Annotated in this window: 13 protein-coding genes; 10 read left to right on the forward strand and 3 right to left on the reverse strand. The window is 70.4% G+C overall.

Going from position 1 to position 14,739, the window contains the following annotated elements; all coding sequences use genetic code 11:
- Nucleotides 1–37: 37 nt before the first annotated feature.
- Nucleotides 38–2,353, reverse strand: coding sequence for a LuxR C-terminal-related transcriptional regulator (locus ACQEU1_RS23415; protein ID WP_433205444.1), 2,316 nt, complete (start codon nt 2,351–2,353; stop codon nt 38–40).
- Between the two features lie 2 nt (nt 2,354–2,355).
- Nucleotides 2,356–3,579, reverse strand: a complete 1,224-nt coding sequence (locus ACQEU1_RS23420; RefSeq protein ID WP_433205447.1) for an Hsp70 family protein — start codon at nt 3,577–3,579, stop codon at nt 2,356–2,358.
- 221 nt (nt 3,580–3,800) lie between these two features.
- Here ACQEU1_RS23420 and ACQEU1_RS23425 point away from each other — a divergent pair, with 221 nt between their 5' ends.
- The 5 genes from ACQEU1_RS23425 (at nt 3,801) to ACQEU1_RS23445 (ending at nt 10,558) form a co-directional block, all read left to right on the forward strand.
- Nucleotides 3,801–4,697 (forward strand): IniB N-terminal domain-containing protein, encoded by an 897-nt coding sequence (locus ACQEU1_RS23425; RefSeq protein WP_433205450.1) that lies wholly within the window; start codon nt 3,801–3,803, stop codon nt 4,695–4,697.
- 218 nt (nt 4,698–4,915) lie between these two features.
- A complete protein-coding gene (locus ACQEU1_RS23430) occupies nt 4,916–6,715 on the forward strand; it encodes a dynamin family protein (RefSeq protein ID WP_433211694.1) in 1,800 nt (599 codons plus the stop codon).
- The gene (locus ACQEU1_RS23435) at nt 6,712–8,106 is read left to right on the forward strand and encodes a hypothetical protein (RefSeq protein ID WP_433205453.1); all 1,395 of its coding nucleotides are present in this window, start codon (nt 6,712–6,714) and stop codon (nt 8,104–8,106) included. Before ACQEU1_RS23430 ends, ACQEU1_RS23435 begins: the two co-directional genes overlap by 4 nt.
- Before the next feature lie 15 nt (nt 8,107–8,121).
- The gene (locus ACQEU1_RS23440) at nt 8,122–9,396 is read left to right on the forward strand and encodes a PhzF family phenazine biosynthesis isomerase (protein ID WP_433205456.1); all 1,275 of its coding nucleotides are present in this window, start codon (nt 8,122–8,124) and stop codon (nt 9,394–9,396) included.
- 211 nt (nt 9,397–9,607) lie between these two features.
- Nucleotides 9,608–10,558 (forward strand): LysR substrate-binding domain-containing protein, encoded by a 951-nt coding sequence (locus ACQEU1_RS23445; protein ID WP_433205459.1) that lies wholly within the window; start codon nt 9,608–9,610, stop codon nt 10,556–10,558.
- 168 nt (nt 10,559–10,726) lie between these two features.
- Here ACQEU1_RS23445 and ACQEU1_RS23450 read toward each other — a convergent pair whose 3' ends face one another.
- On the reverse strand, nt 10,727–11,485 hold the full coding sequence (locus ACQEU1_RS23450; RefSeq protein WP_433205462.1) for an SDR family oxidoreductase: 759 nt from the start codon (nt 11,483–11,485) through the stop codon (nt 10,727–10,729).
- 74 nt (nt 11,486–11,559) lie between these two features.
- Between ACQEU1_RS23450 and ACQEU1_RS23455 the strand changes: the two genes are divergently transcribed.
- The 5 genes from ACQEU1_RS23455 (at nt 11,560) to ACQEU1_RS23475 (ending at nt 14,711) form a co-directional block, all read left to right on the forward strand.
- Nucleotides 11,560–11,904 (forward strand): winged helix-turn-helix transcriptional regulator, encoded by a 345-nt coding sequence (locus ACQEU1_RS23455; RefSeq protein WP_433205465.1) that lies wholly within the window; start codon nt 11,560–11,562, stop codon nt 11,902–11,904.
- 268 nt (nt 11,905–12,172) lie between these two features.
- The gene (locus tag ACQEU1_RS23460) at nt 12,173–13,117 is read left to right on the forward strand and encodes a gamma-glutamylcyclotransferase (protein WP_433205468.1); all 945 of its coding nucleotides are present in this window, start codon (nt 12,173–12,175) and stop codon (nt 13,115–13,117) included.
- Nucleotides 13,118–13,183: 66 nt separating this feature from the next.
- A complete protein-coding gene (locus ACQEU1_RS23465) occupies nt 13,184–13,786 on the forward strand; it encodes a DUF4232 domain-containing protein (protein ID WP_433205471.1) in 603 nt (200 codons plus the stop codon).
- On the forward strand, nt 13,787–14,263 hold the full coding sequence (locus ACQEU1_RS23470) for an alpha/beta hydrolase (protein ID WP_433205474.1): 477 nt from the start codon (nt 13,787–13,789) through the stop codon (nt 14,261–14,263).
- 16 nt (nt 14,264–14,279) lie between these two features.
- Nucleotides 14,280–14,711, forward strand: coding sequence for a hypothetical protein (locus tag ACQEU1_RS23475; RefSeq protein ID WP_433205477.1), 432 nt, complete (start codon nt 14,280–14,282; stop codon nt 14,709–14,711).
- The last annotated feature ends 28 nt before the right edge of the window (nt 14,712–14,739 follow it).

Below are 14,739 nucleotides of genomic sequence, written 5' to 3' on the forward strand. Positions count from 1 at the left end.
AGGCGGTCAGCGGAGGGTTGGCGACGGTGAGCGGGCGTCAGGAGCCGATGATGTGCCGCAGCTGCGCCAGCAGGTCCGAGCGCGAGGTGGAACCGAGGCGCTGCCGCATCCGGGCCATGTGGTGCTCGACGGTCTTGGCCGAGATGAAGAGCCGGTCGCCGACCTGCTTGTAGGTCATGCCCTCCAGCACGAGCTGCGCGACCTCGCGTTCGCGGTCGCTCAGCTTGCCGGCGTCCTCCACCACGGGAACGACGTCGGCCTCGGTGGCGCGGCGGGCGGACACCGGACGGCCCTGCAGCAGGCGGGCGCAGTCGAGCAGCCGGACCATCGCCTGGCGGTCGGCCGTGCGGATCGCGGCCTGGCCGGCCAGCCTCGACGCGTCCCACCACAGGCCGACGGCGTGCAGGCTGCGCGCGGCCTCCTCGACCCGGTCGGCGTCGACCTCCCCGGCCACCACGTCCAGCCAGCACTCGGCGGCGGCGGACAGGATCGCGCAGTACCGGCTGCGGTCGCGCACGGCGCTCAACGCGCCGGCGTGCTCCTCCGCGGCCGCGGTGTTCTCGTCGATGATCGCCGCGTGCAGCAGGCTCCAGTGCAGCTGCGTCGCCCACAGCGGCGGATTTCCCAGCGACCGCAACAGGGCAGAGGCCTGGGCGAGGTGCGGCGCCAGGCGTTCCTGGTCGCGCAACCGGGCCGCGGCGGCGGCGAACTCCCCCAGCGGCAGCAGGCTGAACAGGTCGACGGGGTGCCGCAGCACGGCCTCGCACGCCTGCTCCCACGTGCGCCGCAACGTGGCGAGGTCGCTGTTGCGCCGGGCCACGCCGACCTCCAGCGCCACCGCGAAGATCCAGTCACGGGGCTCGAACGCGCCGCGCACCGACATCAACGTCTCGCGCGCCACGGCCAGGTTCCCGCGCAGCATGTGCAGCCAGGCCTGCAACAACCGGTGCCGCACGGACATCAGCACGCCGCCGGTCCCGGTCTCCACGGCCCGGTCCAGCACGGACTCGGCCACGTTCGGCTCACCGCAGTGCACCGCGACCAACGCGGCGAGCACGGCGGGGCTGTCCGGCAGCAGGACCGCTCCCCCTGCCGGTTCGAGCATCGACGAAGCACGCACCAAAGTGGACAGTGCGGTGGTGTCCGCGCCAACGACGGACTGGCGAACACCCTGCAGCATCAGGGAAGCCGACCCGCCGAGCATCGTCGGCGGCTGCGGCGGGTTCTCCTCGAACAGGTGCCCGGTGCCGATCAGCCCGATCCCGGCGAACGCCGACGCGTACGGCGTCGCGGCCCACCGGAACAGCTCGGTGCTGCGCGCCAGCTGACCGCGGTGGGCCAGCGCGACCGCCGCCACCTCGGCCGCGGTCCGCCGGTGCGGCGAGTCGGGCACGCTGATGACCTGGTCGGCGAGCCGCAACGCGCCGTCGAGGTCGCCCGCCATCGCGGACGCCGTCGCCCACGAGGCCGCGGTCTCGGCGGACGGCGTGCCGCCACCGGTCGAGGCCTTGAACAGCCGCGCGGCCAGCGCGGGATCGGACGGCAACGCCTCACGGGCGGCCGCGACGAAGACGGGCCCGCCGATCCCGCTGTCCAGCAACGGCCGGACCAGGTCGAGCACCGGCCCGCCGCGTTCCAGCTGCAGCCGCGCCAGCTTCTGCCGCACCGCGATCCGCCGCTCGGCCCTGGTCAACGCCCCGACCGCGCGGTGCGCGAGCGGCAGCAGCGTGCCGTCCTCCGCCAGCAGCCCGGTCGCCCGCGCGGCCTCGATGATGTCGCTGACCTCGTCGAAGTCCTTGTCCAGCAACGCCGACAGCAGGTCCAGCCGCTGGGCCGCACCGGCCTCGGCGGCCAGCAGGAACCGCTGCAGGTCGGAGTCCAGCCAGTCGAGGTCGGCACGGAACGCACCGAGCACATCGGCGGAAACCTCGGACACGGCCCCAAGACGTTCCACGAACAGAGGAACGCCACCGGTCTGTGCGAACACGAAGTCCGCCACGGGCTTAGGAGCGTTCAGCACCTCACGGACCTGGTCGCGCGTCAACGGTGCCAACGGCACGACGACAGCGCCACGGGTCAACTCGGCCAACGCCGCACGACGCGGCCACGGCCGATAGGCCAGCACCAACAGCGGTTCGGCAGAAAGCGCGCGCAGAGCGGCATCGTCCAGCAGGTGCGCGTCGTCGACGACGCGCACGGCTGTGTTGGTGATCTCCGAAAGCAGCGCTGTCTTGCCGTAACCACCAGGCGCCGCAACGACAACGCGCAGGCTTGTGCCCGGTTCCGCGTCGTTGATCCGGTCGAGCACACCTCGCACGGAGGCGTCCAGCACCAACCTGGCTCGCGTGGTCACGCTCAACGGCCGTCCTCATCGTCATCTCGGGATCGGGAGCTGGAGCTCGAACGGCGCCCGACGGGCTTCAGCACGTTCGTCACGCGCTTCACCCGCCTCGGCGGCAGCTCCAGCGGGGACACGTCCACCGGCGGGCGGGGCGGTGGAGCGGAGAAATCGTCGTCGTCGGGCCTCGGTGCCTCGCCGACGGGGAAACGCAGTGCGGATTCACGGGTGTGCACCAGGACCGACGTGTCGAGCGGTTCGGGTTCGACCTCGGGGCCCAGCAGGACGAGCCGCGCCGCGACGGCGAGGCCCTTGGCGACGGAGTGCTCCGGCGCGGCCTCTGCCAGCACCCGGCAGTCGACGGTGGACGACAGCACGTCGCCGATCACCGTCATCCGGCAGCCGCCGCCGACCAGCAGCACGGCGTCCGGTTGCACCGCCCCGACCGCGCGGACGAACGTGGCGGCCAGGTGCTCGACGGCGGGACGGACCTCGTCGACGAACTCGTCGCGCCCGATCTCCACCCCGCTGACCACCACCGACTGGCCGGCCGGGCCGAACGCCCGCTTCGCCGCCTCGCACTCGGCCGCCGACACGCGGGCGTCCTTGCCCGCCCGCCCGCGGACGAGACCGAGCAGCAGGTCGTCGAAGTCGGCGCCGGTGTGGTGGTCGATCCCGTCGACGTGGTTGACCAGCTCGAACGTCCGGTTCTGCGCGCGCTTCACCACGGAGGCGGCGAACGCGTGGCTGCCCAGCGAGAACACCGCGAGCGACGCGTCCGGCGTCACGCGGGCCCGCACGGCGTGGTTCTCCGCGGCCGCCAGCGGCTCGGACACGAGCGTCACGTCGGGCAGTCCGACGGCCCGGAGCGCGGCGTAGAGCTGGCCCCGGCGGTAGGGGCCCCACCCGGCCGGGTGGCTCACGGCCAGGTGACGGGGCTGTTCACCCTCCCGGGCGACGACCTCGCCGACCACCCACATGACCAGCAGCGCGGTGAGCTCCTCGGCCGGGCACAGCTCGGGACCCAGCGAGAACGGCACCGCGTCACCGACCCGGCGAGCGAAACCGGTGGCGCTCCAGCCGGGCACGCCGCGCTCGCCCACCGAGAACGTTCCCGCGTCCGTGAGCTGCAACGACGACGGCACCACCAGGACGATCTCGGCATCCCTGGCACCGTCGAGGCGGCACACGGCAGCCGTCGTGCGGGTGGTCCCGACATCGACTCCGAGTACGTACGCCAAAGCTCTTCCTCACCTGTTCGCAGCAGCGACCAGTACCTACACGGGTGAACAAGAGACGCTCAAGCGCGGCCCCTAATCCCCTAGGGGGTCAACGAGCGTCACCCGTCTGGGGAACGGGGATTGACTGGGAGTGATCCCCGATGCAGGCGCAAACCTGATTCCCATAACTTTCTGGCCGCACACCCCAACTGATACGACGTGCCTCAACAGGAGTTCCTTCGATGACCCAGCCCAGCAACCTCCACGACTTCGTGCTCAACCTCCTGAGCGACCCGAGCCTGAAGGCCGCGTTCGCGAACGACGCCCAGGGCACCCTGGAGCAGGCTGGCCTGGCTGACATCACCGCGCTCGACGTGCAGGAAGTCATCCCGCTGGTGCTGGACCTGGTCCCCGCCGTCGACGGTCTGCCCACCGTCGAGAGCCTGGACCTGAACCTCCCGGCCGACGACCTGCTCGCCGAAGGCCCGCTCGGCGCCATCAGCCAGCTGCAGGCGGTCGCGTCGCAGCTGACCTCGTCGGGCGTGAGCCTCAGCGACCTCCACACCTCGTCGGCCGGCGTGCTCGCCGCGGACGCGGACGGCCTGAACCTGCTCATCGCCAACAACACCCTCGGCGAGCTCACCTCCGCCGGTCTGGGCCTGGGCGGCGACTTCTCCGCCGTCACCGACGTGACCTCGGTCCTCGACCAGACCGCGTCCCCGCTGACCGGCACCGTCCTCGACGTGGCCGACACCGCGACCGCGACCGTGGACGCGCCCCTCGACGGCGTGACCTCGACGGTTCCCGGCCTCGACGGCGTCCTCGGCCACCTCGGCGGCGTGACGGGCCTCGCCCACGACGCGCTGGGCGTGCTGGGTGGCGCCGACGCCAACCTCGGCGCCGTCAACGTCTCCGGTCTCGGCGACCTCGCCACCGGCGACCTGGGCGTCCAGTCCCACGACACCATCACGCAGGTCACCAGCACCGCGACCGGCGTCGTCGACACCGCCACCGGCCTCACCGGCACCGCGACCGGCCTGGTCGACCACTCGCCCGTCGGCGGTCTCCTCGGCAACGTCACCGACGTGACCCACAACGTCCCGGTCGTCGGCGACCTGGACCTGGGCCTGCTCGGCTGAGCCACCCTCCCCAACGCGGACCGGCCCTGTCTCTTCCGGACAGGGCCGGTTCGTCGTCTCCGCCGTTTCGCCGCCTGACAAAACGTTGAAAACGGTTCACGTCCTGCTCGGTGAGCAACGTCACCGTCCTCCCGAACTGCCCCATCCGCCCGAACAAAACCGGTATTGCGTTCGAGGCTTTCACCCAAGGGGGTGAACACGGCACTATGAGTCAGGTGATGGCACCGCCCTGGCTCGACGTGCTCGACGAGACGATCGGGGCCTGCGTCACGCACCGGAGGCCCGATCTGGAGGCCCGGCTGCGGGAAAAGCGGGCACAGCAACTCGACCCCAAGTTGCGCGTTCTCGTCGTCGGCGAGTCCAAACAAGGCAAGAGCCAGCTCGTGAACGCGTTGCTCAACGCGCCTGTGTGCGCGGTGGGCGACGACATCACGACGACTGTGCCGACCTTCGTCCAGCACGCCGACACGCCGTCGGCGGCTCTGGTCCGCAACGCCTCGGCCGGCGGATCGATCTTCCACACCCCGACCGAGCGCATCGCCGTGCCGATCGACCAGGTGACGAAACAGGCGACCGCGCAGCACGTCGTGCGGGCCGAGATCGGCATCCCGCGCGCGCTGCTCGACAGCGGCCTGGTCCTGATCGACACCCCCGGCGTCGGCGACACCCGGTCCGCGCACACCGCCAGCACGTTCGCGACGCTCATGCAGGCCGACGCCGTGCTGATGGTCTCCGACGCGACCGGCGAGCTGACGTCCGCGGAGATGACGCTGCTCAAGAAGGTCATGGAGGCCTGCCCGAACGTCACGGTGGTCGTCACCAAGATCGACCTCGTGCCGTCGTGGCGTGCCGTCGTGGAACGCAACCGGGCGCTGCTCGCCCGCGCCGGCGTCCGCGCGAAGCTCATCCCGGTGTCCTCGGCGCTGCGGTTGCGGGCGGCGAAGACCGGCGACCAGCGTCTCAACACCGAGTCCGGGTTCCCGGAGCTGGTGACGTGCGTGCAGAGCGACATCGTGGCGAGCGCCGACCTGCTGGCCCGCCGTGCCGTGGCCATGGTCGCGTCGTCGGCGATCACGCAGCTCGTCACGCCGTTGCGCGAGGAGCTGACGGCCCACGACTCGTCGCACACCGTCGCCACGATCTCGACGCTGCAGGAGGCCCAGCGGCGCGTGGACGAGCTGCGGCGGCGGTCGGCGCGCTGGCAGAACGTGCTCAACGACGAGATGGCCGACCTGATCTCAGACGTCGAGTACGACCTGCGCGACCGGACCCGCAAGATCCTGCGCGAGGTCGACAAGACCTACGACGAGGCCGACCCCGCGATCGGCTGGGACAAGTTCGAGCAGTGGCTGGAGGACAACCTCAACGAGGCCGCCACCACGAACTTCGCCTGGCTGATGGAACGCGCGGAGTGGGTCGCCGCGAAGGTCGCCCGCAACTTCCCGGTCTACCGCGAGGACCTGATCCCCGGTTCGGTGCTGCCGGACGACCTGCTGGAGCCGGCGAGCAAGCTGGAGAAGCCGAAGATCGAGCCGTTCTCGGTGCCGCAGAAGCTCTTCACGGGTCTGCGCGGCTCGTACGGCGGCGTGCTGATGTTCGGTCTGGTGACCTCGCTGGCCGGCATGCCGCTGATCAACGTGATCTCGCTGGGCGCCGGCGCGCTGTTCGGCGGGAAGTCCATTCTGGACGAGTCCGACCAACGGCTGAAGCGCCGTCAGGCAGCGGCGAAGGCCGCCGCGCAACGGCACGTGGACGACTTCTTCATGAAGTTCTCCAAGGACGTCCGCGACTCCGGCCGGCACATCCAGCGGTCGCTGCGCAACCACTTCAGCACCCTCGCCGAGGAGCTGCAGGAGACGTTGCTGGAGTCGGCCCGCAGCGCCAAGCGCGCGGTGCAGGACGACCAGACCGAACGCGAGCGCAGGCTGCGCGAGGGGCGCAAGGAGCTCGACCGGCTCGTCCTGCTCTACAAGAGGGTGCAGGCACTCGGGGGTCCCGCTATGGAGCTCACCGCGTGACATTGGACCGCGTCGTCTGGTCGATGCTCCAGGAGGCGCTCGGCGTCTACCGCGACAGCCCGCGCGCCACGGCCTGGCTGCGCTCGCACGTCGAGCGCTACACCGAGCCCGTGCGGATCGCGGTGGCCGGGCGGTCGCGGATCGGCAAGTCCACCGTGGTCAACGCTTTGGTCGGCGACGAGTTCACGCCGCAGGGCACGTTCGTCTGGTACCGCGGTGGGGTGGAACCGCGGGCGCACGTGTTCGCCGGGCCCGGCCGGCCGCACGAGGTCGCGATCGGTCGGCGCGGCAGCCGCAACCACGTGGAGACCGGCCAGTTCGACCGGTCCGACCGGGTCGTCGTGGACTGGCCCGCGCGGACGTTGCGCGACGTCGTGCTGATCGACACGCCCGCCGAGGCGACACCGGAGCAGGTGCTCGGGGACGCGGACGCGTTGCTGTACCTGATGCGGCACGTGCAGGACGAGGACCTCAAGTTCCTGCAGTCCGCCAACGACCACCCGATCGCGCGGACCGCCGCGGTGCACACGGTCGCGGTGCTGGCGCGGGCGGACGAGATCGGGGCGGGCCGGATCGACGCGCTGTCGTCGGCCAAGCAGATCGCCCGCCGCTACCGGCGTGACCCGGCCGTGCAACCGTTGTGCCAGAACGTGGTCTCGGTCGCCGGGCTGCTCGCGGTGGCCGCGAAGACGTTGCGGGAGGACGAGTTCGCCGCGTTGCGGACGCTCTCCTCCCTTGGGCGCGAGGAGCTCGAGGACCACCTGCTGTCGGCGGACCGGTTCGTCGGGGAGCAGTTCCCGGTGGTCATGGAACCCGTTGTGCGGCAGGCGTTGCTGGAGCGGTTCGGGATCTTCGGCGTCCGGCTGATCACCGCGTTGATCAGGCAGGGCTTCGACTCGCAGGTGAAGCTGACCGGGCAGCTGGTGCAGCGCAGCGGGCTCGGCGAGCTGCGGGACTCGATCGCAATCCACTTCGTCGAACGCCGCGAGGTGCTGAAGGCGCGGTCGGCGCTGCTGGCGCTGGACGTGCTGTTCCGGATGGAACCGCGGCAGAACTCCCGCAAGCTGATGGCCGACCTGGAACGGGTCGTGGCCTCCGCGCACGACTTCCGCGAGCTGCGGCTGGTGGCGGCGCTGCAGTCCGGCAGGACGAAGCTGCCCGCCGAGCTGCAGACCGAGGCGTTGCGGCTGGTCGGCGCCGAGGGGGTCGCGCCGGCCGCCCGGCTCGGGTTCGAGTACGAGGCCGACGCCGGTGAGCTGCGGGAGGCGTTGCTGGACGCCCTGCTGCGGTGGCAGGCGCAGGCGGCGGACGTGCACGCCTCGTTCGACCACCGCAAGGCCGCCCAGATCGTCGTGCGCACCTGTGAGGGCCTGCTGCCGCAGTTCTCCTGAGGCACGATGGATCACATGGAACTCGTGCGCTGGGAGGACTCGCACTTCGGCTACCTGCTCCGGTGGGCCTCCGATCCGCGGATGACCGTGTACGTCGGCAACGGGATGCCGTGGACCCCCGACTACGTGTCCTCGCGGCACGCGCAGGCGTTGGAGCACTGGGAGGTGCACGGGTTCGGGCTGCACGTCGTCGTGGTGGACGGGGTGGTGGCCGGGCTCGCGCAGATGCTCGACGGGGATCTCGGGGAGATCGAGATCGGGTACTGGATCGACCCCGGCTGGTGGGGGCGCGGCCTGGCCACCGAGGTGGCCGTCGAACTGCGGGACAAGGCGCTGGCGATCGCCGACCGGGTGGTGGCGGGGACCGACGCGCGCAACGCGGCGTCGCAGCGGGTGCTGGAGAAGGCCGGGCTGCGGTACTTCACCAGCAAGATGATCGATGGAAGGCTTCAGCACTGCTTCGCGTTGGAGCGGGGTATGAGCGACAAGGGTGTGCTGCGGTACAGCGCTTTCACCACCGATCCCGCCGGCGGGAACCCGGCAGGGGTGGTGCTGGACGCGTCCGAGCTGAGCGATGCCGAGATGCTGGGGATCGCCGCGCGCGTCGGGTACTCGGAGACGGCGTTCGTGCTGCCGCGCGGCCCGCGGGAGTTCGGCGTCCGGTACTTCAGCCCGGTGGCCGAGGTGCCGTTCTGCGGGCACGCGACGATCGCGACCGCCGTCGCGCTGGCGGAACGGCTCGGGGACGGGCCGTTCACGTTCCACACGCCGGCCGGGGAGATCAGCGTGGCCACGGCCGACGGGACGGCTTCTCTGGTGAGCGTGCCGACCAGCAGTTCGCCCGCTGATCCCGCGCTGGTGTCCGCTGCCCTGGAGGCGTTGGGGTACACCGAGATCGGGGATCTGCCGGTGCACGTCGCGTTCGGTGGGGCGCGGCATCTGGTGGTGCCGTTGCGGGACCGGGACCAGTTGCGCGCGTTGTCCTACGACTTCGACGCGTTGCGCGACTTGATGTTGGCGCACGACCTGACGACTGTGCACCTGTTCTGGCGCGAGTCAGGTGGCTTGGTGCACGCGCGCGACCCGTTCCCCGTGGGCGGGGTGGTCGAGGACGCGGCCACCGGGGCCGCCGCGGCGGCGTTCGGCGGGTATCTGCGGGATCTCGAAGGGCCACAGCGGTTCGTGATCTCGCAGGGCGAGGACATGGGCAGGCCGTCGCGGCTCGAGGTCGACGCGACACGGCCGGATCGCCGGGTGTCGGTGACGGGCGCGGCCGTCGTGATCCCCTAGGTTTCCCCTGGCTCCTCGGATCTCCTTGGGCTCGACGCCGCTGCCCCGCAGCGCAGGGTACGCGGCAGCAGCGTCGAACCGAGGGGTGCGCACCCTCCCGCGCCGGACCCGTTGAGCGCTGCCGCAAGCGCCGGGCCGGAAGATCGATCGATTGCCACTATGCCCCGATCGAAGGGTGGTGGCGCATTCAGAAGGGGGATACAAGGTCTTTATGCCCGAGCTGGAGCTTCGCCACCTCCGTGCGGTACGGACCATCGCCGAGGAAGGCAGCGTCACCAAGGCCGCCACGCGCCTAGGCCTCACCCAACCGGCGCTGTCCGCGCAGCTGCGGACGGTGGAGCGGCTGGTCGGAGGTCAGCTGTTCGACCGGACGCGCAGCGGCTGCGTGCCCACCGACCTGGGGCGGCGCGTGCTGGGCACGGCGCGGCTGGTGCTGGACGAGATGGCCCAGCTGATGTCGACCACCCAGGCCGTGGACCGGCGCGGGCCCCTGATCTTCGGGTGCATCCCGATCCTCTACTTCGCCGCGCTCGTCTCGGAGCTGCGGACGTTGAACGCCGACGTGCGGGCCGAGGTGCGGCCCTCGTCCGCCGAGATCGTGGACATGCTGGAGGGCGGGCAGGTCCACGTGGCGCTGTTCGAGTTCTTCGACGGGATGCAGGCCAGGGACCTGGCCGGGATCGAGCTGCGGAAGCTCGTCACGGAGCCCGCGTTCGTGGCGTTGCCGGAGACGGATCCGCTGGCCGTCTCCGACGAGGTGGACCTGGCCGCTCTGGCCGATCGGGACTGGGTCACTCCGCCGAAGCAGCAGATCGGGTCGCGGACGCAGATGTTCCAGGTGTGTGCCGATGCCGGGTTCGTGCCCCGGCTCACCCACCACACCGGGGAGGCGAGCATGGCTCGCGGGCTGGTGGCGGGTGGGTGTGTCTCGTTCGCTGCCGCGCCTTCCCGTGGTGGGGAGGGGATCGTGATCCGGCGGTTGCGGGGGATGCCGTTGATGACCGACATCTTCGTGGCCACGCGGCGGGACTCGCCGGTGGCGGGGCGAGCGCATGAGGTTTTCGCTTGCGCGGCTGAGGCTTATCGGTCGGTGTTGGACCGGAATCCGGAGTACCGGAAGTGGTGGGACGCGCATCCGGAGGCGCATCCGGAGTTCAACTGACGTGCTGGGGTGCTGTTTGGGCCGTGGCTTCGGCGCCGTTGCGAGGCACTGGTCGGACCGGAGCGGCCGGGCTGAGAGTGCCCGGCCGAGCCACAAGTCCGGTTGAGAGCGCGCGCCTGGCCTGCGTGCGTGGCCGGCCTGCGTTGACGACTGCGGTTTGGGTGCGGTTCAGACCTTGATCGGCGTGGTCGGGCGGCCCAGGAGCTTTTCGAGGTCCGGGCGCACCTCGGCGAAGGTGCCGTTGCGGATGTTCTTGAAGAAGTCCACCAGGAAGGCCGGCACCCCTGCCGCGATCAGGTCCTCGTCGCTGACGTCCTGGTACCTGTCGCCCGCCAGTTCCGGGAACGACCAGCTCGTCGAGCCGGTGAGCTCGTAGGTCTGGTTCTCGTGGCCCGGGGTGGTGAGGGCCGCGGCCGCGCCCTCGGCGAAGTCCTCGCGGGAGGCGCTGGCCACTCGGCCGTCCTTGGTCGAGATGGCGACGGTGTCCTGGGCGAGGGCTCCGAGGTAGTTCTCGTGGTACATGCCGTTGCGCAGGAAGGTGTACGGGAGGCCGGTGGCCTTGATGGCCTCCTCGGTGGCCTTGTGGACCTCGGCGGCGAGGGACGGGGACGTGGTCGCGTCGGTGAGGCTCGTGTAGAAGATGTGGCCCACGCCGTGTTCGACGGCCTTGGCGATGGCGTTCTTGTGCTGCTGGATGCGGAGGCTGCTGTCGTGGTCGTCCGCGGAGACGATCAGGAGCTTGTCGGCGCCGCGGAAGTTCAGGGACTCGGGGTCGTTGAAGTCGCCCTGGCGGACCTCGACGCCTTCGAGGGTGAAGTTCGACGGGGTGCGGACCGAGACGATCACCGGCTCGGTGGTGCGCTTGAGGGTGTGGCGGACTGCTGCGTTGCCGAGTTGGCCGGTGGCTCCGGTGATGAGGATCGTCATGCGGCAAGAGTGGGGTTAGTGCTAACTTTTGGTAAGTACCCACTTTGAAGTCGGGTACTTACCTGGAGGTGAGCATGCAGGTCGTCATGTGTCCCGAGCGGGCGATCATGGAGCACGTCACAAGCCGGTGGGGTGTGCTGGTGCTGCAGGCCCTGTCGGACGGGGAGGCCTGGCGGTTCAGCGCGCTCAAGCGGGAGCTGGCGCTCGCCAGCGAGAAGATGCTGACGCAGACGTTGCGGACGCTGGAGCGGGACGGGTTCGTGCACCGGGAGGTGCTGCCCGTCATCCCGCCGCACGTGGAGTACACGCTGACGCCGCTCGGCAAGGGGGCCGCCTCGCACCTCGTGGCGCTGGCCGAGTGGATCGCCGCGCACCAGGTCGAGGTCGCCGACGCGCAGCTCACCTATGACGCGTCCTGAGGTTGGCCGGAGACCGGGCAGTCAGAGGTCGGGTCAGTCACTCGTTTGCGCAGTGAAAGTTCTCACTTGAACGCTGGTTTTCGGGGATAAAGGTCGGATGGGTCACGATTAGGGGGCGCGATCTGGCCCCCGTGGCTGGCATTATGGACCAATGGCCCAACCGTTCACCGACGAAAGCCATCCGGCTGAGCCCTATCCGGGTACACGTCCAGACCACTGTTTCGTCCACGTCGACGAAACCGGCTGGCCAGTGCGCCCGGACCTCACGATGGAGTCGGGGTGGCGAGTTGAGCCGGAGAACGTCGATCTAGACCAATGGCTCGCTGACCTTGGTGAGCCGCCGCTGGCGGGCCGGATGCCGGTGCTGGGTTATGGCAGCAACGCGAATCCGAGCAAGCTGACCTGGCTTCGTGAAGAGCTCGGACTTGAGGGCCCCGCGGTCGTGCTGCGCGCACGGTGCGAGGGCCTTTCTGCTGTCTGGGCCTCGGGGTTGCGCAAGCGCGACGGACAGCGTCCGGCGACGTTGGCCGGTGCGCCCGGCGTGGTGGAGGAGCACTCCATCTGGTTCGCGACGCCCGAGCAGCTGCGGGTGCTTGATCGGTGCGAGGGTCGCGGGCTGCGGTATCGGCTCGTGCGTGTCCACACCGGCCGTGTGGTGCTCTACAACGGTGGCGTCATCGACAGCGTTCTGGCGTACACGGCGGGCAGCAAGAAGCGGATGCCCGTGCTCTTCAACGGCCGTATGGTCCGGTGCGCGGACGTGTCGCAACGTGGTGCGCGCGTGCTGGGCGAGAGGCCTGCCATGAACGACGGACTGGACGTGACCGAGGTCCACGGCGACCCGAGCGCGGACGACTGGCCAGAGCTGCTGTTCGTCTACGGCACGCTCAAGCCCGGCGCAAGCGCTTGGCACCTGATGGAGCCGCACGTCGTAGAGACCGAGGAGACGCACCTGCCCGGCACGTTGTTCGACACCGGGCTGGGGTATCCCGCGCTGCGGCCCGGCGCCGGCCTCGGGGTGCCGGGGCACGTGCTGCGACTGAAGTCCCCGGAGGACTCGCTGCCGCTGCTCGACGAGTACGAGGGCGACGACTACCGGCGCGTGCGCGTCGTGCTGCCGGACGGGCGCATCGCCTGGACGTACATCTGGACCGCCGAGGTGCAGGGCATGTCCGAACTTCCGGACGGATGGGACGTCCACCAGATCCGGTGAATTTCCGGCACGTTGTGTGGGCTGGTTGATATTTGGGCACATCCTTCGGTGGTAGGAGGTGCACCCATGAATCGACGGTTGATCGGCTGCGGACTCGGACTGCTGGTGCTCGCTTCCGTGACGGCCTGCGGCGAGAGAACCTCGGGCAGCGGCTCGGCGCAGACGTTGCCGACCACGACGCCGACGTCGTCTTCGACCGCCCCGTCGCCCGCCACCCCGACCGAGGGCAACTCGGGAGCGGTCGTGCCCGCCGTGAAGCGGTGCGACTCGACCGTCCTGAAGGGCGAGGTCGCGCCCACGGACGCCGGCGCGGGCAACCGGTACGGCAAGTTCGTCGTCACGAACTCCGCCACGATGCCGTGCACGCTCAGCGGTTACAGCGGTTTCCAGCTGGAGAACGCGACCGGCGCGGTGCCGACGAAGCTGGAGCGCAAGGCAGACCCCGGGCCCGTGCAGATGACGCTCGCACCGGGCGGCAAGGCGTCGGCGAACCTGCACTGGGGTGTCGTGCCGTCCGGCGACGAACCCGTGGAGGGACCGTGCCAGCCGGAGCCGTCGAAGGCGGCGGCGATTCCACCTGACGAGACGGCACCGCTCACCGTGCCGTGGACGCTTGGCCCCGTCTGTTCCGGTGGCCGGATCGAGATCAGCGCCTTCTACGCTTCGTAGATGGACGCACCTGGATGGCTCGCCGTGCTGCCGCACGGCGAGCGCATCGCCTTGTCGTTGCGCTCGGCCGGTGTGCCCACGACCGTGACCGACGACATCGAGGCGGTGGTGAAAGCCGCCGACCGGCCCGTCGTCCTCATTGGACACTTCACCGGCGCACCCGCCGCGGTGCGGTTCGCGCAGACGCACGCCGGGCTCGCCGCGCTCGTGTTGATCTCCCCCGTGCTCGGCATGTGGGACGGCGCGTCCGCCGACCTCGCGGACCTCATGGACGAGGTCGGCTTCGGGCCCTCGCTGGGCGACCTGCCGACGTTGTGGCTGCACGGCTCGGACGACGAGATCGTGCCGATCTCCGACACCCGCGCGGGCACCGACCGCATCCGCGGGTCGGCGTTCGAGGAGCACGTCGCCGAGGGGCTCCTGAGCGACGGCGAGGCTGTCACTCGGGTGCTGGAGTTCGCCCGAAAGGTCATCTGACACCATTTCGGGTGCCATGGACCAAGACGACCTCGTGCTGCTGATCACCGTGGTGGTCGAGGCGGCGAACGAGCCCCAGGCGCGTGCCGCGTGCGACGCGCTCCTCACCCGTGCGGGTGCCCAGATCGTGGACGCCAGGGACTGCTCCGACGAGGAGCCGGGCTGCTGGGCCGTCGTCATCACGCGGCCGAGCACCGAGAAGGCCACCCACAACGTCGCCGCGGCGCTCGCGCGGGCCGTTCGCACCTTCGTGCGCGGACTGGGTGACGACTTCGGCACGCCGAGGGTGGCGTGCGAGCCTCCGACGGCGTGGACCGTGCTGGACGAACCCGCGCTGATCAGCAAGCTCGTCCCCGGCGCCGAACGCGTGCTGGTGGAGGTGTGGGCCGGAGATGACCCGTTCGGTGCAGGCACTCCGCGTGACAACTCGCCCAGCAGGCCGTCTTGATTCACCCGGCCGGTCGGCAGGATTCCAC

Source organism: Lentzea sp. CA-135723 (genome assembly GCF_050936595.1).
Classification (GTDB): Bacteria; Actinomycetota; Actinomycetes; order Mycobacteriales; family Pseudonocardiaceae; genus Lentzea.

Coding starts and splice junctions, on each gene's coding strand:
- ACQEU1_RS23455 (WP_433205465.1), top strand. CDS start 11,560: ATGCAGGTCGTCATGTGTCCCGAGCGGGCGATCATGGAGCACGTCACA.
- ACQEU1_RS23465 (WP_433205471.1), top strand. CDS start 13,184: ATGAATCGACGGTTGATCGGCTGCGGACTCGGACTGCTGGTGCTCGCT.
- ACQEU1_RS23445 (WP_433205459.1), top strand. CDS start 9,608: ATGCCCGAGCTGGAGCTTCGCCACCTCCGTGCGGTACGGACCATCGCC.
- ACQEU1_RS23475 (WP_433205477.1), top strand. CDS start 14,280: ATGGACCAAGACGACCTCGTGCTGCTGATCACCGTGGTGGTCGAGGCG.
- ACQEU1_RS23425 (WP_433205450.1), top strand. CDS start 3,801: ATGACCCAGCCCAGCAACCTCCACGACTTCGTGCTCAACCTCCTGAGC.
- ACQEU1_RS23450 (WP_433205462.1), bottom strand. CDS start 11,485: ATGACGATCCTCATCACCGGAGCCACCGGCCAACTCGGCAACGCAGCA.
- ACQEU1_RS23430 (WP_433211694.1), top strand. CDS start 4,916: ATGGCACCGCCCTGGCTCGACGTGCTCGACGAGACGATCGGGGCCTGC.
- ACQEU1_RS23440 (WP_433205456.1), top strand. CDS start 8,122: ATGGAACTCGTGCGCTGGGAGGACTCGCACTTCGGCTACCTGCTCCGG.
- ACQEU1_RS23470 (WP_433205474.1), top strand. CDS start 13,787: ATGGACGCACCTGGATGGCTCGCCGTGCTGCCGCACGGCGAGCGCATC.
- ACQEU1_RS23460 (WP_433205468.1), top strand. CDS start 12,173: ATGGAGTCGGGGTGGCGAGTTGAGCCGGAGAACGTCGATCTAGACCAA.